Origin of the sequence: Pseudomonas sp. BS-2016, assembly GCF_001806145.1 — a bacterium.
GTDB classification, from domain to species: domain Bacteria; phylum Pseudomonadota; class Gammaproteobacteria; order Pseudomonadales; family Pseudomonadaceae; genus Aquipseudomonas; species Aquipseudomonas lundensis.
The window spans coordinates 63,906-83,827 of record NZ_MLCT01000022.1 but is presented as its reverse complement, the minus strand read 5'-3'; the positions used below and the strand labels follow the sequence as shown (position 1 = coordinate 83,827).

Genomic DNA, 19,922 nt, shown 5'->3' with positions numbered 1-19,922 from the left:
CAGCTCTTCGGCTGCACTGGCGATCTGCGTCACGCCCTCGGAGATGCCACCAATCAACTCGCGAAGGCCCACCGTCATGCGCTGTACGGCGCGTTGCAACTGGCCCATTTCATCGCGGCGCGGGGTGTCGTAGTTGTTCGTCAGGTCGCCTGCAGCCACGCGCTCGACGGTGCTCAAGGTTTGACGCAACGGGATCACAATCTGGCGTGTGATGCTCCACGCCGCGATGGCGCCCAGCAGCAGCGCCAGCACGGTGCAGCCGAACAACAGGTTTTTCGCGTGCTGGCTGTCGAGATCACGCTTGGCGGTTTGCATGCCCGAAAGTTGTTTGCTCAGATCGATCAGCGTATTGCCCAAGCCGTGCATGCGCTCCAGTACCTGGGCGTTGGCCACCTGAGCGTCTCGAAAGCTGGTCACGGCGGCACGGTAGTTTTGCAAGGATTCGCTGGCCTGTTGCAGGTTGGCGGTGTACTCGACTGGCAGGGTGCCAGCCAGGCGGGTGGCGTCCTTGATGGCGTTGTCGATGGCGTCCAGCGCCGGTTGCTCGGCTTCAGGTTTGCCGCTGTAGGTGTAGCCACGCACCTGGAAACGGGCTTGTTGCAGCAATTTGCTCAGTTCGATCACGCTGTTGAACTGCGCCACGCTGTCGCCTTGCAGCAGGGCTTTTTCGATGTCCGCCACCTTGGCCACCGCGTTATCGGCGGTCGCCCCCAATTGGGTGCGGCTGTTTTCGCGGGCCTGGGTGGCCTGTGTGATGTCGGACACGGCCCGGCGATAATCGGCCACAGCCGCCAATTGTTGTTGCACCAGCGCGATATCTGCCGGTTGTGTGAGTTGGCGGCGGGACGTTTCCAGCGTCTCGTCCAGCTCGGTCAAGCGGGCATTGAGTTGAGCGGGTCCGTGTTCGCCTCTGTCCTTTTCATAGTCCAGGCGCGCGATACGCAAGTCTTTGGTCAGGGCGATGATTTTGGAGATATTCGCCAGTTTGTCGCCGCGATCGATCACGGACACCAGGCCGTTCCAGCCGGTAGCGGTAATCAGCAGGGTCAACAGCAATACCAGGCCAAAGCCCAGGCTGAGTTTACGATTGACGCTGATATTGCCTAGCGTGTGGGCCAACCAACGGTACATGGCGGTGCTCCTTTTTTGACCGAATCGACTCCATGGCAGGCTGTCCAGTGCATCGCGGTCTTTTTATTAGTTCTCAGGTCATCGGCGCGCCCGCGCAGAACTGTAAGCACCGATGGTCAGACTGTGACGGACATCGCAGGCTTTATGCCATCACGAGTGTAGTCGCTGTCGGGCAACGCGAAGCGGCAAGGGGTGGCCCACACCACTTCGCGCTAAGGCGTTACACCTTGAATCGACCCACCAACCCTTGCAGGTGAGTGCCCAGCCTGGCCAGTTCAATGCTGGAGGCTGCGGTTTCTTCGCTGGCGGACGCCGTTTGCTCGGACACATCGCGCACGTTGAGCACGCTGCGATTGATTTCTTGCGCCACGCTGCTTTGCTGTTCGGCGGCGGCTGCGATTTGCTGGTTCATGCCCTGAATGGTCGACACCGTGCGGGTGATGGTGCTCAACGAGGCACCGGCGCGGCGCGTCAGTTCGACACTGCTGTCGGTCAGCACGCGGCTGTTGTCCATGCTCGCGGAGACCCGTTGGGTGCCGGTTTGCAGGCCGACAATCAGCTCTTCGATTTCTTCGGTGGACGCCTGAGTGCGTTGCGCCAGGCTGCGCACTTCATCGGCCACCACGGCAAAGCCGCGACCGGCTTCGCCTGCGCGGGCCGCTTCGATGGCCGCGTTGAGGGCCAGCAGGTTGGTTTGTTGTGACACCGACTTGATGACATCGAGCACGCTGCCGATCTTGCCGCTTTCCTGCCGCAGGTGCGTCATCGCGTCAGTGGATTTTTCGACTTCGGCGGCCAGATGCTCGATCTGCTCGATGGCCTGAGCCACGACCGTGTCACCTTCGCGCGCTTGCTGGTCGGCGGTGACGGCGGCCACCGATGCATCTTCAGCGTTGCGCGCCACCTCCTGCACGGTGGCGGCCATTTCATGCATCGCCGAGGCGACTTGATCGGTCTCGTCTTTTTGGCTGTTGACCCCGGCGCTGGTCTGCTCGGTCACCGCGGACAGCTGTTCAGCGGCGCTGGCGATCTGGGTCACGCTGTCGCAGATGCCGCCGATCAGCTCCCGCAGCTCGCCGGTCATGCGGGCAATGGCGTTCTGCACCTGACCCAGTTCATCACGGCGTTGCGTGGGGTGATCCTGCGTCAGGTCGCCTGCGGCCACGGCTTGCACGATGCGCAGGGTGTGTTGCAGCGGGTTGACGATTTGGCGGGTAATCAGCCAGGCCGCCAGTGTGCCCAACACCAGCGCCAGCGTGGCGCACAGGGCGAGCGCGGTCTTGGCTTGTTGCGCATCGCTGTCGCGTTTCTCGGTTTGCAGGTCAGCCAATTGATGGCTGACGTCCACCAGGCTGTCGCCCAGGGTTTTGAGGGTGCTCTGTTGCTGATCGCTGAGCATTTGCGAGTCGCGAAACTGCACAAAGGTATCGCCGTAGCGCGTGAGTGCTTGTTTGATGTGTTGCAACGGGAGGGCGTATTCAGCAGGCAGGGTGGCTGACAGGCGGGTGAGTTGGGCCTGCGCCTGGTTGATCGCGTCCAGCGCCGGTTGCGCGGTATCCGCCGCGCCGCTGTAGGTGTAACCGCGCACGTGAAAGCGCGCATTTTGCACGGAGCGCGCCAGTTGATCGACCCGGTTGAGCATGCCCAGGTCATTGCCTTTGAGCACATCCTGCTCAATGGTTTCGATGCGGGCGACAGCGCTGTCTGCACTGGCGCCCAGTTGCGTTCGGCTCACTTCGCGGGCCTGGGTGGCTTCATCGATCTGGCTGAAGATGGTTGTGTACTGCGCGACGGCCTGTAATTCCTGATGGATCATGGCCAGGTCTTGCGACAAGACCAACTGCGTGCTGGCTTGCTTGAGGTTGTTTTCGATCCGGTTCAACAGATCGTTGACCTCGGCGGGGCCGTTTGCGCCGTTGTCGCGATCGTAGGACACGCGGGCGATGCGCAGGTCTTTGACCAGCGCCACGGTGTCGGAAATGGTACTGAGCTTGTTGCTCCGATCGATGATCGACGCCAGCCCTATCCAGCCTGTGAGTGTGATTAACAGCGTCAGCATCAGCACCAGGCCGAAGCCCAGGCTGAGTTTGCGATGGACGCTGATGTTGCCAAGCGTAGTGGTCAACCACGTATTCATGGTGATGCTCCTTATCTGATCGATTCACATCGATATAAGCCGTCCATGGCCACTGAGTATCTTTTGCGGAGCTTGGCTATCGGCCCTCAAACGGTGAACTTGAGGGGTTTATACGAAATGTATTAAATGCAAGATGTTTCAGGGAGACGGCTGCTGCTATGGCCGTGATGGGGGAGGCGCGAGGCTGTGGGCGGTTACAGCCTCAAAAAAGACGGGCAAGCAGGGCGGTGACGGCGGTTTCAACCCGCAGGATGCGAGCGCCCAGTTGCACCGGTTGCAATCCGGCGTTGGCCAGCAGGTCGATTTCGTAAGGAATCCAGCCGCCTTCCGGGCCGATGGCCAGGGTAACGGCTTCATCCAGCCCGCGCGGGCAGGGCGGGTAATCGCCCGGATGGCCCACTAGCCCACGCGTGCCTTGCACCAGGGCAGGCAGGCGATCCTCGACAAACGGTTTGAAGCGCTTTTCGATGATGATCTCAGGCAACACGCTGTCGCGGGCCTGCTCCAGCCCTAGGATCAGTTGCTCGCGAATCGCCTCGGGCTCCAGGAACGGGGTCTGCCAAAAGCTTTTTTCGACCCGGTAACTGTTCACCAGTACCACCTTGGGCACGCCCATTGAGGCCACGGTTTGCAGCACACGGCGCAACATTTTTGGACGCGGCAGGGCCAGCAGCAGGGTCAGGGGCAGTTTGGCCGGTGGCGGCTGGTCGAGGCTGTGTATCACCAGCTCAGCCTCTTTGGGCTCCAGGCGCACCAACTCGGCGCTGCCCATCAAGCCGCCAATCCGACCCACGCGCAGGCTGTCACCGACAGCGGCACGGTGAACTTCCTGCATGTGCGTGAGGCGCCGATCACGCAGGATCACGCGGTCGGCGGCAATGAAGTCAGCCTCTTCGAGGAGCAGAAGGTTCACGCGTGCGGCGCTGGCGGTTGGGCGTTTTGGTCAGCCGGTTGCTCGTCTGCGTCATTGCCGCGTTTGTTTTTGCTGACCAGGCTGCCGAACAGAATGCCGATTTCAAACAGCATCCACATCGGGATCGCCAGCAGGGTCTGGGAGAAGATGTCCGGCGGGGTCAGGATCATACCGACCACAAAACAGCCGATGATCACGTACGGACGGATCTTGCGCAGGTATTTGACGTCGACAATGCCGATCCAGACCAGCAACACCACGGCCACCGGGATTTCAAAGGCCACGCCAAAGGCGAAGAACAGGGTCATGACGAAATCGAGGTAGCTGCTGATGTCGGTCATCATGGCCACGCCTTCCGGGGTGGCGGCGGCGAAGAACTTGAACACCAGCGGGAACACCAGGAAGTAGGCAAAAGCCATCCCGGCGTAGAACAGAAAGATGCTGGAGATCAGCAGCGGCACGGCGATGCGTTTTTCGTGCTTGTAGAGGCCGGGCGCAATGAAGCCCCAGATCTGGTGCAGGATCACCGGGATGGCAATGAACAGCGAGACCATCAAGGTCAGCTTGAGCGGCGTCAGGAAGGGCGATGCCACGTCGGTGGCGATCATCGTGGCGCCCACCGGCAGGTATTCACGCAGCGGGGTGGAGACCAGTGTGTAGATCTGCTGCGTGAAGGCGAACAAGCCGGCGAAGATGATGAAAATCGCCGCGATGCAACGCAACAAGCGGGTGCGCAGCTCGGTCAAGTGCGAGACCAGCGGCATTGGCTGGTCATTTTCAGGAATGTCGCTCATGCGCTTAAGGGGCTCGCGGTGGCAGGGTTGGGTCGTGTGGCGCTGCCGGTTCAGGCGCAGGTTCGGACGCGGTTTTGCTCAGGCTCACAGGCGCGGGGCTGGCGGGTTCGGCAGGCACGGCGGCGGGCGGCGCAGGCGGCTCGACCGGCGTGACCGGCTTCATGGCGTCCTGCAGGGGCGCCATGATCTTCTTGGCTTCCTCTTCCATCGACAGGATGTGTTCGTTGTGCAGTTGTCGACGGATTTCGTCGGCACCGATTTCACGTTCAACTTCCTGTTTGATCGCGTTGAAACTGCGTTTCAGGCGCCCGACCCACAGCCCTGCCGTGCGTGCGGCCCCCGGCAGGCGCTCGGGGCCGAGCACCAGCAGGGCCACGAGGCCGACGAGCAGCAGTTCACTGAAGCTGATACCGAACATGGGTTTTGGCTCACACGTCTTTACGGGTTGGCTCTTCGACTTTTTGGGCCTGCACGTCGATGGTGTGCGGCTCGTTCAGGGTCGAGGTGGTGTGCGGCTGCGGCGCGGCCGTTGGCTGCGCAGGTGGCACCACAGGCTCGGCCGGTTTTTCGTCGTCGTTCATGGCCTTGCGAAAGCCCTTGATCGATTCGCCGACATCAGTGCCGAGGTTTTTCAGTTTTTTGGTGCCGAAGACCAGTACCACGACTACCAGAATGACGATCCAGTGTTTCCAGTCAAAAATGCCCATGATCTGTTCCTTTGCAAAAGAGGTTAGGCGGACGGCCGTGAGGCTTTTTCCACGTGGCCGGAGGTGCCGATGCGACGCTCCAGTTCATCCAGTACAGCCTGCGGATGCTGCCCCAGTTGGGCGAGCATGATCATGCTGTGGAACCACAAGTCGGCGGTTTCGTAGATCACATCGCTGCAATCGCCGCTGATGGCAGCGTCCTTGGCGGCGATGATGGTCTCGACCGATTCTTCACCGACCTTCTCCAGAATCTTGTTCAAGCCCTTGTGGTACAGGCTGGCGACGTAAGAGCTGCCCGGTTCGGCATTCTTGCGCGCTTCGATGACTTGGGCAACGCGGCTCAAGGTGTCAGTCATGGGTGTGCCCTGCTTGGTAAATGGCGTGCGGGTCTTTCAGGACCGGATCAACGGTTTTCCACTCGGCGTTTTCGTACACGCGGTAGAAGCAGCTCTGACGTCCGGTATGGCAGGCGATGTCGCCGATCTGCTCGACCATCAGAATGATGACGTCGGCGTCGCAGTCCAGGCGCATCTCGTGCAGTTTTTGCACATGGCCCGATTCCTCGCCCTTGCGCCACAGCTTGCCACGCGAACGTGACCAGTAAATGGCACGGTTTTCGGCGGCAGTCAGGCTCAAGGCCTCGCGGTTCATCCAGGCCATCATCAAGACGCGCCCGGTTTTATGGTCCTGGGCAATCGCTGGCACCAGGCCGTCGTTGTCCCATTTGATCTCGTCCAGCCAGTCTTTCATGTATGACTCCGACAACGGGCCCGCACCTGATGGTCCGGACCGGCGAATGCACAGTTTGCCAGCCTCGCCTGGGGCTGGCTATCGGCGCACGATCAGATACAAGCCCACGGCCAGCATGATGCCAGCCGGCCAATAGCCCAGGGTGTGCAGCGGGCCAACGGAGGCCAACAAGGCACCTGCGGCCAAATGTCCCGCCCCGAGCAAACGCAAGAACCAGCTGTCCCGCGGCTCGGTCACGACCAACTTCTGGTTTTTCGCATGGGGCTGCGAGAGGCGCTCGAGCAGGTCGCGGGTCATGCCTGCCAGGTGCGGAATCTGCTCGACCTGGCTGTGCAAGTTGCGCAGCAGGGTTTTCGGGCTGACGCGTTCGCGCATCCAGCGCTCGAGGAAGGGTTGCGCCGTGCTCCAGAGGTCGAGGTCGGGGTAAAGCTGACGCCCGAGGCCTTCGATATTAAGCAGGGTTTTTTGCAGCAATACCAATTGCGGCTGGACTTCCATATTGAAGCGCCGCGCGGTCTGGAACAGGCGCATCAGCACTTGGCCAAAGGAAATTTCTTTCAGCGGCTTCTCGAAGATCGGCTCGCACACGGTACGGATAGCGGCTTCGAACTCGTTGAGTTTGGTGTGCGCCGGCACCCAGCCCGAATCAATGTGCAACTGCGCCACACGGCGGTAGTCGCGCTTGAAGAACGCAAACAGGTTGCGCGCCAGATAGTCCTGATCTTCAGGCGTGAGGCTGCCGACAATGCCGCAGTCGATCGCGATGTACTGCGGACTCCAGGGGCTCACGGTGCTGACGAAAATATTGCCGGGGTGCATGTCTGCGTGGAAGAAGCTGTCGCGAAACACCTGGGTGAAGAAAATCTCGACGCCGCGTTCAGCCAGCAGCTTCATGTCGGTGCGCTGGTCAGCGAGGGCGGCCAGATCAGTGACCTGAATCCCGTAAATGCGCTCCATGACCAAGACTTTCGGGCGGCACCAGTCCCAGTAAATCTGCGGTACATACAGCAGCGGCGAACCGTCGAAATTGCGCTTGAGCTGGCTGGCATTGGCCGCTTCGCGCAACAGATCGAGTTCGTCGTAAATGGTCTTTTCGTAATCGCTGACCACATCCACCGGGTGCAACAGACGCGCATCGGCGCTCAGGCGTTCGGCGGTCTTGGCCAGAATGAACAGCCAGGCCAGATCCGAACCGATGATCGGCTTCAGGCCCGGGCGAACCACCTTGACCACCACTTCTTCGCCGGTCTTGAGCTTGGCGGCGTGAACCTGCGCGACGGATGCCGAAGCCAGCGGTTCGATATCGAAGCGGCTGAACACGTCGCTGATGGTGGCCCCCAGTTGCTCTTCGATCAGCTTCACCGCCACTTGCGGGTCGAACGGCGGTACGCGGTCTTGCAGCAGCATCAACTCGTCGGCGATGTCGGGCGGCAGCAAATCGCGGCGGGTGGAGAGGATCTGCCCGAATTTGATGAAAATCGGCCCCAGATCCTGCAACGCCAGGCGCAACGCAGCGCCGCGGCTCAGCTCAAGCTTTTTGCGCGGGAACCAACGCCACGGCAATACATAGCGCAACGACAGCATCCACCAGGGCAATGGCAGGGCGAATAGCAGGTCATCGAGTCGGTAACGAATGACAACGCGCTGGATGCGAAACAGGCGACGAATGGCAAGCAGCTTCATGCGGGATCGCTGGTATTGAGGGATCGAGAAAGGCGTTCAACACGCGCTTCGAGTCGGTCCAGGTCGAGTTTGAGTTGATCCAGTTCGTTAAAGCGCGCTTGCGCTTCACGTTCTCCGACCAAAGTGCGGGCTTCTTCGCTCAGGTATTCGGCCAGATTCTGATTCAGGCTGGCGAACCCGTGTTGATACCAGTTGGCGCGGCTGCGCACATGACCAGCGATCAGGGCGGTCGCGACCGGGCCAATCCAGCGCGAAAGCTCGAACTCCCAGTCCAGCTCCAGATCTTGAAGGATGGCCGCCAGCTCCATCAGCACATGGCTGTCGCCTTCGAGGTCGACCTGCGGGCCATGTAACACAGCGGTTTTGTCTTTGCTCAAGGCCAGGTGCAGCAAGCTGGACGCCGGGGCGCGCAGGGTGCAATCGGCATCGGCCGCCCATTGGGCAGCCAGCAGCAAACCTTCATCGCTGGGCAGGATAAACAAGTGCAAGGCGGGGCTCGCGCATTCGACCGCAATGACCTTGCCGGTCAAAGGCCGCATGCGCGCCAGTGCAGTGCTGTCCAGGCGCAAGATGCGGTTAACACCGCTCTCGACGCTGGCGAGAAGGCCGCTGAGCAACATCAGGGCTTGATGCCGCGATGCAGGGCAACAATGCCCGAGGTCATGTTGTGGTACGTCACGCGGTCAAAACCGGCTTCGACCATCATCGATTTCAGGGTTTCCTGATTCGGGTGCATGCGGATCGATTCGGCCAGGTAGCGGTAGCTTTCCGGGTCGTTGAGGACGAGCTTGCCAACCATCGGCATGAACGCGAACGAATAGGCGTCGTAGACCTTGGACATCAGGGCATTGGTCGGCTTGGAGAATTCCAGCACCAGCAGGCGACCCCCTGGCTTGAGCACGCGCAGCATCGAACGCAGGGCGTCTTCTTTGTGGGTCACATTGCGCAGGCCGAAAGCGATGGTCACGCAATCAAAGTAGTTGTCCGGGAACGGCAGCTTTTCAGCGTCGGCCTGAACAAATTCGATATTGCCCGCCACGCCTTTGTCCAACAGGCGGTCTCGGCCAACCTTGAGCATCGAGGCGTTGATGTCGGCCAGCACCACTTGACCGGTTGGACCGACCAGATGCGAGAACTTGCGTGCCAGATCGCCCGTGCCGCCTGCGATGTCCAGCACTTTGTTGCCAGGGCGAACGCCCGAAAGCTCGATGGTGAAACGCTTCCACAGGCGGTGCATGCCGCCCGACAGAACGTCGTTCATCAGGTCATATTTGCCCGCTACGGAATGGAACACCTCAGCGACTTTTTCCGCTTTCTGGCTTTCCGGAACGTTTTTGAAACCGAAGTGCGTGGTGGGTTCGGCATCGCTGCCTTTGCGCTGATCAGTCATATCGCTGTCACCAAAAGAGAATGCTGGCCATTCTAATCCCGGTGGCCGACTTTGTCTTGGCGAGGGTCAATGTAAGTATAGTGAGCGGCTTATTTATGAGGAGAACCGCCATGGCGCACATCAACGTTGAACGCACCCACACCCTTGGCCTGGAGGTCGCACGCGTGAAGGCGCGGGACGTGGTTGCCAAGCTTGAGTCGCAATACGGGCTCAAACCTCAATGGTCAGGAGACAAGGTCGCCTTCAAGCGCTCAGGTGTGGATGGTGTGCTGGAGATCAGCGAGAACACCGTCAAGGTCGACGTGAAACTGGGCATGTTGATGTCAGCGATGAGCGGCATGATCAAATCTGAAATCGAGCGTTCGCTGGATAAAGCCTTGGCTTAAAAAGCAACACGGCTTGCTGCCCCTGCGGTGAAAGTCCAGACGGGCAGCAAGTGAACCGTGGTTCGCGTATTCATGTGTTAGCGCATTGCCCTTTGTTGTGTGAGAGTCATCAGCGATCAATGCACTAACGATGGAAGTAGGCTTGAGAATTTTCTTAAGTGACTTATTTGTTTAAGTTTTATCGGGGCGGCATGAGTCGGGCTGTTCGTTTTGATAATGCTCTGTCAGTGGTTATTGTTTTTCAGGACTCAAAAACCACCGTGGGATTATTAAATGTCTGTCTATCGTTATATGCTCGCGTACGCCCCTAAAATTGAACATAAAGAAGCGCTTGAACAATCACGCGCCCTTATCCATGCCTTCGTCAAAGATCGTGAACATCTACGAGTGGATGAGCAACACAGCGATGAAGACCTCACCAAATTTATTCTCCAAGACACCCAGGAAGCAGATGTCGGTAGCCTTATTGTTTATCGCAATAGTGTGATTTTCACCTTGGTTGGGCCCGTCGCCGAGAAAGATAACTGGCGTATGGAAATTGATGCGGCCGATCTGATGGAAGAGGCTTTTCCTGATTCACGCCTGCATTAATTAGCCCCTCGTTACGCTTTATCGACCACGCTATCCCTTCAATGGGATGGCGTTTTGTGCGTTGCAGTGGGGTTGGTACTGAGATGGGGTGTATCAAAGGAGGAGGCGAGAGGCACAGAGAGCACGCCTGGCCCTGAGCGCTTCGCCAATGGATTAACCGCTGGCTGAAGCACAGGCTAGAAAGGTTGGATTTATAGAGGGATGTAAACGCGCATTGGTGCTCCAGGCTGTAGGTGGTTTTACTTTAAAGCGCTGTAAAGCATGAAGTTAAAACAGTGAAAGCTATTTCAAGTGCGTATTAGAGCGTTCGCCGTAAACAGGCAGTCAAATTGATGTATTTGTATGTTGGTCAAGGGGGGCTACAGTTATTTATAGCGAATAGAGCAATGGCTCATCAGTCAGTGTTTTGTTCGATTGCAGTCGTGCTTAAGGCGGTTCGGTACTCGCCAATCCACAGTGTTGTGGTCGTGGATGACTGTGTTGTTCGCTCATGTGGGCGCGAAATTGACGTTATTAACATCGCATGAAGTTGCAGTAGTTGCTCTGCCGGGTGCCAGGATGGCGCGTGGTTATATTAATTCACCCCTATAATTTAAAAGGATGTTTGTTATGGCGAATGTAAAAATTACACGTGAGCATAATCTGGGTATTGCACAGGCTATGATCCGTGCGCGAGGCTTGGTCGATGGCTTGGCCGAGCAGTATGGTTTGAAAACCTATTGGTCTGATAAAGGCGTGACGGTTAAACATGGAATGACCGGTATCACCGGGACGCTGGAAGTCTCCGAAAAAACGGTCACTGTGTTTGTGGAGCTGAGTTTTCTGCAAAGCGCTTTCAAGGGCGTTATTGAGTCCACGATCAATTCGATCCTGGCGAAAGAACTGATTTAAGGCCTGGCGCCTATAGCGTTTGTTTTTTAACCACCATGGCCTTCGCCGGCCATGGTTTTAGCGCCCGTCTCCAACCCTTGAAATACACGGCTTTAGCGTCTAAACCTGATGGAGGTGAACATTTTGTTCATCTTGATGATTCGACAGTTTGGCTACGGGTGTCGCGACTGAACATTGAGGGGAACACGATGGCTGCTAAAAAACCGGCTGCATCTGCAAAAGCTGCACCTGCTAAAGAAAGCAATTCATGGGTAGGCAAGGTAGAAGAGTATTCACGCAAAATCTGGCTGGCAGGCTTGGGTGTGTATTCGAAAATTGATACAGATGGCAGCAAGGTGTTTGACAGTCTGGTCAAGGATGGCGAGAAAGCCGAGAAGCTGACTAAAGCGGCTGAACCCAAATCAACCAAGTCGTCCGCCCGTTCCAAGGTCGAGGATGTTAAAGAGTTGGCACTGGGTAAATGGGGTGAACTGGAGGAGGCGTTTGATAAGCGTCTGAGCGGGGCAATTGCCCGTCTGGGTGTCCCCAGTCGCGATGAAGTGAAAGTGTTACAGGCCAAAGTCGAGACGCTGACCAAGCACATTGAAAAGCTGTCAGCTGCCGCCGCCAAAGTGGCGGGGACCAAAGCGCCTGCGGCCAGCAAACCGGCCTCTGCAAAGCCTGCGGCCAAACCGGTTGCAGCCAAGGCGTCGCCCGTCAGAGCTGCCAGCAAAACCACAGCCAAACCAGCGGTTAAACCGGCTGCAAAACCTGCGCCCAAAAAAGCCCCTGCGTCTGCCAGTAAACCTGTGACAAAACCGGCACCGACCAAACCCGCTACACCCGCGGCTTCAAAGCCCGCCGCCAGCAAAAAACCGGCAGCGCCCAAAACCCCAGCCGTTTCAGCGCCTGCTGCTAGCGCGCCAAAAACGGAAACCCCGGCGTCCTGACCAGCAATGCGAGTCTGCGGCCAGTTTCATATGGCGTTACAGCGCAGCCTCGCAGTTTCCGACTGATGGCCGCTGCGTATGACGCGTTGGCGACTACACAGGGTCGAAGCGCGATAACAGCGTTTTTTCACAGCATCAATTTGACGATGGACTCGGACGGGTCGCGAGATTTCCCGGCTTTTTTCAGATCTGCCAGATACTCCGCCCAGAGTTCAGTTTGACGCTGCCCTAACTGGTACAGGTACTCCCACGTAAACAGCCCGCTGTCGTGGCCGTCATCAAAGGTGATCTTCAGTGCGTATTGCCCTGCGGGCTCGACGTGGCTGATACCTACATTGATCTTGCCAAATTGCAGGATTGGATTGCCGTGGCCTTGTACCTCGGCGGACGGTGAGTGCACGCGCAAGAATTCGGCAGGCAGATGGTACTCCTCGCCCGAGGGGTACTTCAGCGTGAGTGTTTTCGAGGCTTTATGCAGGTTGATGGCGCTAGGAATCATGGTCATAACCTTTGGTCTTCACAAACACCGTAGCCGCTGGCGCGGGTTACGAACAGGCGTTAACCCGTTTCGTAACCTGCAGCAGCGGCTACAGGTGTCATGTTTGCCCTTGTGGGCCAGTGGACTTACAAGATGTAGCGCGACAGGTCTTCGTTTTCTGCCAACTCGCCCAAGTGGCTGTTGACGTACTCGGCGTCGATCCGGATCGGCTCATCTTTTTGTGCGCTGGCGATATCACCTGCACTGAAGGACACCTCTTCCAGCAGGCGCTCTAGTAGGGTGTGCAAACGGCGCGCACCGATGTTTTCGGTTTTTTCGTTCACCTTCCAGGCAATTTCGGCCAGACGCTTGATCCCTTCAGGCATGAACTCGATGTTCAGGCCTTCGGTTTTCAACAGCTCGCGGTATTGCTCGGTCAGCGAAGCATGCGGCTCGCTAAGGATGCGTTCGAAGTCTTCCGGCGACAGCGCTTTGAGTTCTACGCGGATCGGCAGACGGCCTTGCAGCTCAGGCACCAGGTCGCTGGGCTTGCTCAGGTGGAAGGCGCCCGAGGCAATGAACAGGATATGGTCAGTTTTGACCATGCCCAGCTTGGTGTTCACGGTGCAGCCTTCGATCAGCGGCAGCAGGTCACGCTGGACGCCTTCGCGGGAAACATCGGCGCCGCCCACGTTACCGCGCTTGGCCACTTTGTCGATTTCGTCGATGAACACAATGCCGTGCTGCTCAACGGCTTCCAGCGCTTTGGCTTTGAGTTCTTCGTCGTTCACCAGACGGCCGGCTTCTTCGTCACGCACCATTTTCAGGGCTTCTTTGACTTTCAGCTTGCGGCTCTTGCGCTTGCCTTTGCCCATGTTGGCAAACAGGCTCTGCAATTGGTTGGTCATTTCTTCCATGCCTGGGGGCGCGGAGATATCGACGCCAACGGCATCAGCCACTTCGATTTCGATCTCTTTGTCGTCCAGCTGGCCTTCACGCAGGCGCTTGCGGAACAGCTGGCGAGTGTTTGTGTCCTGCGGGGCAGCGGCTTCTTCGCCAAAGGTGCGCGCCGGTGGCAGCAGGGCGTCGAGGATGCGCTCTTCGGCCGCGTCTTCGGCACGGTGGCGAACTTTGACGATTTCCTGTTCGCGCAGCAATTTGATGGCAGCGTCTGCCAGATCGCGAATGATCGACTCTACGTCGCGGCCCACATAGCCCACTTCCGTGAACTTGGTGGCTTCTACCTTGATGAACGGTGCATTGGCAAGTTTGGCCAGGCGACGTGCAATTTCGGTTTTACCGACACCGGTCGGGCCGATCATCAGGATGTTCTTGGGGGTCACTTCAACGCGCAGCTCTTCAGGGAGCTGCATGCGGCGCCAGCGGTTACGCAGCGCAATGGCGACGGCGCGTTTGGCATCGTCCTGGCCGATGATATGGCGATTGAGTTCGTGGACGATTTCGCGGGGGGTCATGGACATAGTAGTTGGCGTTCCTCTAGCTGAATGAAGGGCACATACGGGTCGGTGAATTGACCCGGCAGGCGGCTTATTCGGCGAGGTCCTGCTCCTCGATAGTGATGTTGTGGTTGGTGAATACACAGATGTCGCCCGCGATGCCCAAAGCGGTTTCGGCAATTTCGCGGGCCGACAGCTCGGTTTTCATCAGCAGGGCGCGTGCCGCGGCTTGAGCGAATGCACCGCCCGAACCCATGGCGATCAAGCCGTCTTCGGGCTCAACCACATCACCGTTGCCCGTGATGATCAATGAAGCGTCTTTGTTGGCTACGGCCAGCATGGCTTCAAGGCGGCTCAGCGAGCGGTCGGTACGCCATTCTTTGGCCAACTCGACGGCAGCGCGAACCAGATGGCCCTGGTGTTTTTCCAGTTGGCCTTCAAAACGTTCGAAGAGGGTAAATGCATCAGCGGTGGCGCCAGCGAAACCGGCAATGACCTGACCGTGATAGAGACGGCGGACTTTTTTCGCGTTGCCTTTCATGACGGTGTTGCCAAGTGAAACCTGGCCGTCGCCAGCCATGACAACTTTGCCGTGACGGCGTACTGAAACGATGGTGGTCAAGGGAAGAGTCTCCACGCAGCGGGGCGAAAATGCCTGATGGAGATACATATGGGGGTGCAGTCGAGTATTTCAACTGTGGGGAGGGAATGCGGATGAGTGGTGAACAAACAATCGCCCGTCAGCCAGCGCCTGCAGATCTTGCGTGGGATCTGCAGGGGCGCCGGGCTGGCGAGGGTTAGCGGCGCTGCTGTAGCAACAGGTTGCTAAAGCCGCTGCCCGCCAATTGCTTTTGGGCGACGGTGAGCTGGTCGCGGTTGCTGAACGGACCCACCAGCACGCGATACCAGGTTTCATCCTTCACTGTCCCGGCTTCCACCGTGGCGGTCTGGCCGAGCAGGATGATCTGTGCGCGCACCTTTTCCGCGTCTGCCTGCTTGCGGAACGAGCCCGCCTGCAAGAAGAACTTGGTGACCGGCGCTGCTTTGGCCACCGGTGGTGCAGGCGGTGGCGTGATGCCGCTCAATGCCGCCTGGGCACGCGCGGTGTCGATCTTGGCAGCCTCGGCCGGGGTCACGGGTGCCAGCGGCGCGGTTTGCGGCGTCGGCGGGGTTTTTTCCGGCACGGCTTCTGGCGGCACGATCACTTCAGACTCGGGCAGCAAGGTATAGAAGTCGTACTTTGGCTTGGCCGGTTGCGTCGGGCTGGGCGGTGTTTTATTGGCTTGTGCCGTTTGCGAAGCCTTCTGCTGCTCTTGCTTGACCCGTTTGACGTCGTCGCCCTTGCCGGGTTCGAGTTTCATCAGAAACACGATAAATGCGCCCACGGTCAGGCCGATGGCCATCCACAGCCAACCGGGAATCGGTTGTTTGGCGGGCGCCTGATACCGACTGGCGCCACGCTTGGGTGCAGGTTTTTTCTTGGCGGCCAACTTACATGCGCTCCAGAGTTTCCAGGCCCAGCAATTCCAGACCTTGCTTGAGGGTACGGCCCGCCAGGGCAGCCAGGCGCAGGCGGCTTTGCTTTTGTGTTTCGTCTTCTGCGTTCAGGATCGGGCAGTTCTCATAGAAGCTGGAGAACAGGCCTGCCACTTCGTACAGATAGGTACACAGAATGTGCGGCGTGCCTTTCTCGGCCACGTTGTTCAGCACTTCGCCGAACTGCGCCAGCTTGGCGGCCAGCTCCAGCTCTTGTGGTGCTTGCAGCACGATATGACCTTCAACTTCGTTGAAGTTTTTGCCCAGCTTGCGGAACACGCCCGCCACACGGGTGTACGCGTACAGCAAGTAAGGCGCGGTATTGCCTTCGAAGTTCAACATCAGATCGAAGTTGAAGCTGTAGTCGCTGGCACGGTGCTTGGACAAGTCGGCGTATTTGACCGCATCGATGCCGACCACTTTGGCGATGGCACGCAGTTCTTCTTCCGGCAGCTCCGGGTTTTTCTCTTTAACCAGCGTGTAGGCGCGCTCTTTGGCTTCGTTGAGCAGGTCGATCAGTTTTACCGTGCCACCGTCGCGGGTTTTGAAGGGGCGGCCGTCAGCGCCGTTCATGGTGCCGAAGCCCATGTGTTCCATGTCCATCGGGTGCGTCACGAAACCAGCCTTGCGCGCCACGGCAAACACTTGCTGGAAGTGCAGGGCCTGACGCTGGTCGACAAAGTACAGCGCGCGGTCGGCTTTCAGAACGCCACTGCGGTAGCGGATGGCCGCCAGGTCAGTGGTGGCGTACAGGTAACCGCCGTCGGCCTTGACGATGATCACCGGCAGCGGCTCGCCTTCCGCGTTTTTGAACTCGTCGAGGAACACGCATTGTGCGCCGTTGCTCTCGACCAGCATGCCTTTGGCCTTGAGGTCGTTGACCACGTTGATCAGGTCGTCGTTGTAGGCGCTTTCACCCATCACGTCGGCCATGGTCAGTTTCACGTTCAGCAGTTCGTAGATCTTCTGACAGTGCGACAGCGAGATGTCCTTGAACTTGGACCACAGCGCCAGGCAGTCCGGGTCGCCGGCTTGCAGCTTGACCACCAGGCTACGGGCACGGTCGGCGAACTCCGGCGACTCGTCGAAACGCTGTTTGGCGGCACGGTAGAAGTTTTCGAGGTCAGACAGCTCGTCGCTGGTGATCGGGTTTTCTTCCAGATAAGCCATCAGCATGCCGAACTGGGTGCCCCAGTCGCCCACGTGGTTCTGACGGATCACTTCATCGCCAAGGAATTCCAGCACGCGCGCCACGCCGTCACCAATGATGGTCGAGCGCAGGTGGCCGACGTGCATCTCTTTGGCCAGGTTGGGGGCGGACATGTCGATGACCGTGCGCATGGCCGGGGTGGCCTTGCGCACGCCGATTTTCTCGTCGGCCAGCGCGGCGTCGAGACGCGATGCCAGCGCCTGGGTGTTCTGGAAGAAGTTCAGGAAGCCGGGGCCGGCGATTTCAGTCTTGCTGATCTGCTCATCGGCCGGCAGGGCAGCGATGATTTTTTCAGCCAGGTCGCGCGGCTTCATGCCAGCAGGCTTGGCCAGCATCATGGCGATGTTGCTGGCGAAGTCACCGTGGGTTTTGTCACGGGCGTTTTCCACCTGAATCGCTGGCGTCAGGCCTTCAGGCAACACACCTTCTGTGACGAGTTGAGCAAGGGCTTGTTGAATAAGCTGGCGAATGGTGTCTTTCATGGTCTTCTCTTTCGACCGCAAGCGCGGTAGCGCTTCAGTGCGCAGGTGGAAAAACTGGGCATTATCCGTTGCCGGGTCGGCCTTGCCAACCTTGGCAGTCGGGTAATGGATCTGTGGTGACGATCCCTGTGTGATCCGGGATCCATTCACACCTTTAAGGGTGCCTATATAGATAGGGGCGCAGTTGCTCTCGATCAACGACTGTGCGGTCAATAGAGGTCAACCGGATCAACGTCCAGCGACCAGCGCACTTGTCGCCCGGCGGGCATTTGTTCGAGCACCAGCAGCCATTGATTCAGCAACCGGTGCAACGGCGCGCGGGCGTTGGCCTGCAACAGCAATTGCGCGCGGTAGCGCCCGGCCCGGCGTTCCATTGGCGCGGGCACCGGGCCGAGCAGTTCGACACCGGTCAGGTTCAGCTCACCCAGCAGGCGCTCTGCCTCGCTGCACGCTTGATCCAGAAACCCTTCGGCCTGCCCCGGTTTATGCGCTTCGGCCCGCAACAAGGCCAGGTGCGCGAACGGTGGCAACCCGGCCGTGCGGCGTTCACTGAGCGCTTGCTCGGCAAAGGCGAAGTAGCCTTGCTCCGTCAGCTGGATCAGCAACGGGTGGTCGGCCAGGTGGGTCTGGATAATCACCTTGCCCGGCTCCTCGGCGCGCCCGGCGCGTCCGGCCACCTGCACAATCAACTGCGCCATGCGCTCACTGGCGCGGAAGTCGCCGGAAAACAAACCGCCATCGGCGTCCAGGATTGACACCAGCGTGACCCGCGGGAAGTGGTGGCCTTTGGCGAGCATTTGCGTGCCGATCAAAATGCACGGTTTGCCTTTCTGGATGGTGGCAAACAGTTGGTTCATCGCGTCTTTGCGCGAGGTGCTGTCCCGGTCGACGCGCAGCACCGGGTAATCCGGGAACAGAATACCCAGCCGCTCTTCGGCGCGCTCGGTGCCCGCGCCGACGGGGCGTAAGTCAACCTTGCCGCATTGCGGGCAGTTGCGCGGGACGCGTTCGACATAGCCGCAATGGTGGCACCGCAACTCGCCCGAACGCTGGTGAACCGTCATGCGTGCGTCGCAACGCTGGCATTCCGACATCCAGCCGCAATCGTGGCACAGCAGTGTGGGGGCAAAACCCCGGCGATTGAGGAACACCAGCACTTGCTGGCCTGCTGCCAGCGTCTGCCCAATGGCTTGTTGCATCGGGCCGGAAATACCGCTGTCCAGCGGACGGCTTTTTACATCAAGTCGCAGGAAGCGCGGTTGTTTGGCTCCCCCCGCGCGTTCATTGAGGCGCAGCAACCCATAACGGCCGGTGTAGGCGTTATGCAGACTTTCGAGCGACGGGGTGGCAGATCCGAGCACGATCGGGATGTTTTCCTGCCGTGCGCGCACCAGTGCCAGGTCGCGGGCGTGGTAACGCAAGCCTTCCTGCTGTTTATAAGAGCCGTCGTGTTCTTCGTCGATGATGATCAGCCCCGGGTTTTTCATCGGAGTGAACAGTGCCGAGCGGGTGCCAATAATAATGTCGGCTTCGCCATCTCGCGCGGCCAGCCAGCTTTCAAGGCGCTCACGGTCATTGACCGCCGAATGCACCAGCGCGATGCGCGCATTGAAGCGTTGCTCGAAGCGGGCCAGGGTTTGCGGGCCGAGGTTGATCTCCGGGATCAGCACCAGCGCCTGCTTGCCGGCTTCCAGGGTCTCGCGGATCAGTTGCAAATACACTTCGGTCTTGCCGCTGCCCGTTACCCCGGCCAGCAAAAACGCATGAAAACTGCCGAGCCCGGCGTGGATGGCCTCATACGCGGCCCGTTGCTCGCTGTTGAGCGGCAGTTCGGGCTGCGCCAGCCAGTGTTCGTGGCGCTGGCTTGGCGCATGACGGCGGATTTCCACGGTGACCAGCTCTTTGGCCAGCAACAGGTCCAGGCTGTCCTTGCTCAGCATCAGCTTGCTCAACAGCGCGTGCGCAACGCCATGGGGGTGCTGCGCCAAGGTCGCCAGTGCCTCCCGCTGACGGGGTGCGCGGGCGATGCGCGGGTCGTCCAGGCGAGCACCGGGGGCCACCTGCCAAAAGCGCTCCTGACGCGCTTCGGCCAATTCGCCCTGACGCAACAGTACCGGCAATGCCCAGCTCAGGGTGTCGCCCAGGCTGTGCTGGTAGTACTGCGACGTCCACAGGCACAGTTTGAACAACGAAGGGGGCAGGGGCGCGGTGGTGTCGAGCAGCGCAATCGCGGGCTTGAGCTTATCGGCGGGCACATCGCTGTGATCGACCACTTCAACCAATATGCCAATCATCTCGCGTCGACCGAACGGCACCCGCAAGCGCATGCCCGGCTGCAACTGATCGCGGCGCACGCCCGCAGGCGCCCGGTAATCAAACAAGCGGCGCAAAGGGGAAGGCAGGGCAAGGCGCAAAATGGCGTCGGGCACGCGAGGCTCTCAAGTGATGAACGGCAAA

The 19,922-nt window shown here is 59.2% G+C and carries 20 protein-coding genes and 1 pseudogene; 4 read left to right on the top strand and 17 right to left on the bottom strand.

What is annotated here, in order from left to right; translation table 11 throughout:
• Positions 1–72 precede the first annotated feature (72 nt).
• From BKD70_RS25665 to ubiE, 11 genes and pseudogenes are all read right to left on the bottom strand, one after another.
• A pseudogene (locus BKD70_RS25665) lies at positions 73–1,131 on the bottom strand (methyl-accepting chemotaxis protein); the annotation flags it as partial.
• A 220-nt stretch (positions 1,132–1,351) separates the two neighbouring features.
• On the bottom strand, positions 1,352–3,268 hold the full coding sequence (locus BKD70_RS13470) for a methyl-accepting chemotaxis protein (protein WP_047272968.1): 1,917 nt from the start codon (positions 3,266–3,268) through the stop codon (positions 1,352–1,354).
• Between the two features lie 202 nt (positions 3,269–3,470).
• Positions 3,471–4,181, bottom strand: coding sequence for a 16S rRNA (uracil(1498)-N(3))-methyltransferase (locus tag BKD70_RS13465; RefSeq protein ID WP_047272969.1), 711 nt, complete (start codon positions 4,179–4,181; stop codon positions 3,471–3,473).
• A complete protein-coding gene (gene tatC / locus BKD70_RS13460; RefSeq protein ID WP_047272970.1) occupies positions 4,178–4,975 on the bottom strand; it encodes a twin-arginine translocase subunit TatC in 798 nt (265 codons plus the stop codon). The genes BKD70_RS13465 and tatC overlap by 4 nt, the downstream gene beginning before the upstream one ends.
• 4 nt (positions 4,976–4,979) lie before the next feature.
• On the bottom strand, positions 4,980–5,393 hold the full coding sequence (gene tatB / locus BKD70_RS13455; RefSeq protein ID WP_047272971.1) for a Sec-independent protein translocase protein TatB: 414 nt from the start codon (positions 5,391–5,393) through the stop codon (positions 4,980–4,982).
• Positions 5,394–5,403: 10 nt separating this feature from the next.
• A complete protein-coding gene (locus tag BKD70_RS13450; RefSeq protein ID WP_019825245.1) occupies positions 5,404–5,682 on the bottom strand; it encodes a twin-arginine translocase TatA/TatE family subunit in 279 nt (92 codons plus the stop codon).
• 23 nt (positions 5,683–5,705) lie between these two features.
• Positions 5,706–6,038: a phosphoribosyl-ATP diphosphatase gene (locus BKD70_RS13445; RefSeq protein ID WP_047272972.1), complete on the bottom strand. Its 333-nt coding sequence runs from the start codon at positions 6,036–6,038 to the stop codon at positions 5,706–5,708.
• Positions 6,031–6,432: a phosphoribosyl-AMP cyclohydrolase gene (gene hisI / locus BKD70_RS13440; RefSeq protein WP_047272973.1), complete on the bottom strand. Its 402-nt coding sequence runs from the start codon at positions 6,430–6,432 to the stop codon at positions 6,031–6,033. Before hisI ends, BKD70_RS13445 begins: the two co-directional genes overlap by 8 nt.
• Before the next feature lie 78 nt (positions 6,433–6,510).
• Positions 6,511–8,115, bottom strand: a complete 1,605-nt coding sequence (gene ubiB, locus BKD70_RS13435) for a ubiquinone biosynthesis regulatory protein kinase UbiB (protein ID WP_047272974.1) — start codon at positions 8,113–8,115, stop codon at positions 6,511–6,513.
• Entirely contained in the window at positions 8,112–8,735 is a 624-nt protein-coding gene (locus BKD70_RS13430; RefSeq protein WP_047272975.1) for an SCP2 domain-containing protein, read from the bottom strand. The genes ubiB and BKD70_RS13430 overlap by 4 nt, the downstream gene beginning before the upstream one ends.
• Positions 8,735–9,505 (bottom strand): bifunctional demethylmenaquinone methyltransferase/2-methoxy-6-polyprenyl-1,4-benzoquinol methylase UbiE, encoded by a 771-nt coding sequence (gene ubiE, locus BKD70_RS13425; RefSeq protein ID WP_047272976.1) that lies wholly within the window; start codon positions 9,503–9,505, stop codon positions 8,735–8,737. Before ubiE ends, BKD70_RS13430 begins: the two co-directional genes overlap by 1 nt.
• A gap of 110 nt (positions 9,506–9,615) precedes the next feature.
• On the opposite strand from ubiE, the gene BKD70_RS13420 reads away from it, so the two are divergent.
• From BKD70_RS13420 to BKD70_RS13405, 4 genes are all read left to right on the top strand, one after another.
• Positions 9,616–9,891, top strand: coding sequence for a polyhydroxyalkanoic acid system family protein (locus BKD70_RS13420; RefSeq protein WP_047272977.1), 276 nt, complete (start codon positions 9,616–9,618; stop codon positions 9,889–9,891).
• A 273-nt stretch (positions 9,892–10,164) separates the two neighbouring features.
• Complete coding sequence (locus tag BKD70_RS13415; protein WP_047272978.1) at positions 10,165–10,482, top strand: hypothetical protein; 318 nt, start codon at positions 10,165–10,167, stop codon at positions 10,480–10,482.
• 609 nt (positions 10,483–11,091) lie between these two features.
• Positions 11,092–11,373, top strand: coding sequence for a polyhydroxyalkanoic acid system family protein (locus tag BKD70_RS13410; RefSeq protein ID WP_047272979.1), 282 nt, complete (start codon positions 11,092–11,094; stop codon positions 11,371–11,373).
• 188 nt (positions 11,374–11,561) lie between these two features.
• Entirely contained in the window at positions 11,562–12,302 is a 741-nt protein-coding gene (locus tag BKD70_RS13405) for a phasin family protein (RefSeq protein ID WP_047272980.1), read from the top strand.
• A 127-nt stretch (positions 12,303–12,429) separates the two neighbouring features.
• Here BKD70_RS13405 and BKD70_RS13400 read toward each other — a convergent pair whose 3' ends face one another.
• The 6 genes from BKD70_RS13400 to BKD70_RS13375 form a co-directional block, all read right to left on the bottom strand.
• Entirely contained in the window at positions 12,430–12,801 is a 372-nt protein-coding gene (locus tag BKD70_RS13400) for a gamma-butyrobetaine hydroxylase-like domain-containing protein (protein ID WP_371058213.1), read from the bottom strand.
• Positions 12,802–12,926: 125 nt separating this feature from the next.
• Positions 12,927–14,261 carry an ATP-dependent protease ATPase subunit HslU gene (gene hslU / locus BKD70_RS13395; protein ID WP_047272982.1) on the bottom strand — a complete coding sequence of 445 codons (1,335 nt, stop codon included), beginning with the start codon at positions 14,259–14,261 and terminating at the stop codon, positions 12,927–12,929.
• A gap of 67 nt (positions 14,262–14,328) precedes the next feature.
• Positions 14,329–14,859: an ATP-dependent protease subunit HslV gene (gene hslV / locus BKD70_RS13390; protein WP_016783176.1), complete on the bottom strand. Its 531-nt coding sequence runs from the start codon at positions 14,857–14,859 to the stop codon at positions 14,329–14,331.
• A 175-nt stretch (positions 14,860–15,034) separates the two neighbouring features.
• On the bottom strand, positions 15,035–15,727 hold the full coding sequence (locus BKD70_RS13385) for an SPOR domain-containing protein (RefSeq protein ID WP_047272983.1): 693 nt from the start codon (positions 15,725–15,727) through the stop codon (positions 15,035–15,037).
• Position 15,728: 1 nt separating this feature from the next.
• Complete coding sequence (gene argS / locus BKD70_RS13380) at positions 15,729–17,465, bottom strand: arginine--tRNA ligase (RefSeq protein ID WP_047272984.1); 1,737 nt, start codon at positions 17,463–17,465, stop codon at positions 15,729–15,731.
• 209 nt (positions 17,466–17,674) lie between these two features.
• A complete protein-coding gene (locus BKD70_RS13375) occupies positions 17,675–19,894 on the bottom strand; it encodes a primosomal protein N' (protein WP_047272985.1) in 2,220 nt (739 codons plus the stop codon).
• Positions 19,895–19,922: the final 28 nt, after the last annotated feature.

Excerpts from the sequence above, each read along its gene's own strand:
- BKD70_RS13470 (WP_047272968.1), bottom strand. The coding sequence starts at position 3,268 with ATGAATACGTGGTTGACCACTACGCTTGGCAACATCAGCGTCCATCGC.
- tatC (WP_047272970.1), bottom strand. The coding sequence starts at position 4,975 with ATGAGCGACATTCCTGAAAATGACCAGCCAATGCCGCTGGTCTCGCAC.
- tatB (WP_047272971.1), bottom strand. The coding sequence starts at position 5,393 with ATGTTCGGTATCAGCTTCAGTGAACTGCTGCTCGTCGGCCTCGTGGCC.
- BKD70_RS13450 (WP_019825245.1), bottom strand. The coding sequence starts at position 5,682 with ATGGGCATTTTTGACTGGAAACACTGGATCGTCATTCTGGTAGTCGTG.
- BKD70_RS13445 (WP_047272972.1), bottom strand. The coding sequence starts at position 6,038 with ATGACTGACACCTTGAGCCGCGTTGCCCAAGTCATCGAAGCGCGCAAG.
- hisI (WP_047272973.1), bottom strand. The coding sequence starts at position 6,432 with ATGAAAGACTGGCTGGACGAGATCAAATGGGACAACGACGGCCTGGTG.
- ubiB (WP_047272974.1), bottom strand. The coding sequence starts at position 8,115 with ATGAAGCTGCTTGCCATTCGTCGCCTGTTTCGCATCCAGCGCGTTGTC.
- BKD70_RS13430 (WP_047272975.1), bottom strand. The coding sequence starts at position 8,735 with ATGTTGCTCAGCGGCCTTCTCGCCAGCGTCGAGAGCGGTGTTAACCGC.
- ubiE (WP_047272976.1), bottom strand. The coding sequence starts at position 9,505 with ATGACTGATCAGCGCAAAGGCAGCGATGCCGAACCCACCACGCACTTC.
- BKD70_RS13420 (WP_047272977.1), top strand. The coding sequence starts at position 9,616 with ATGGCGCACATCAACGTTGAACGCACCCACACCCTTGGCCTGGAGGTC.
- BKD70_RS13415 (WP_047272978.1), top strand. The coding sequence starts at position 10,165 with ATGTCTGTCTATCGTTATATGCTCGCGTACGCCCCTAAAATTGAACAT.
- BKD70_RS13410 (WP_047272979.1), top strand. The coding sequence starts at position 11,092 with ATGGCGAATGTAAAAATTACACGTGAGCATAATCTGGGTATTGCACAG.
- BKD70_RS13405 (WP_047272980.1), top strand. The coding sequence starts at position 11,562 with ATGGCTGCTAAAAAACCGGCTGCATCTGCAAAAGCTGCACCTGCTAAA.
- BKD70_RS13400 (WP_371058213.1), bottom strand. The coding sequence starts at position 12,801 with ATGATTCCTAGCGCCATCAACCTGCATAAAGCCTCGAAAACACTCACG.
- hslU (WP_047272982.1), bottom strand. The coding sequence starts at position 14,261 with ATGTCCATGACCCCCCGCGAAATCGTCCACGAACTCAATCGCCATATC.
- argS (WP_047272984.1), bottom strand. The coding sequence starts at position 17,465 with ATGAAAGACACCATTCGCCAGCTTATTCAACAAGCCCTTGCTCAACTC.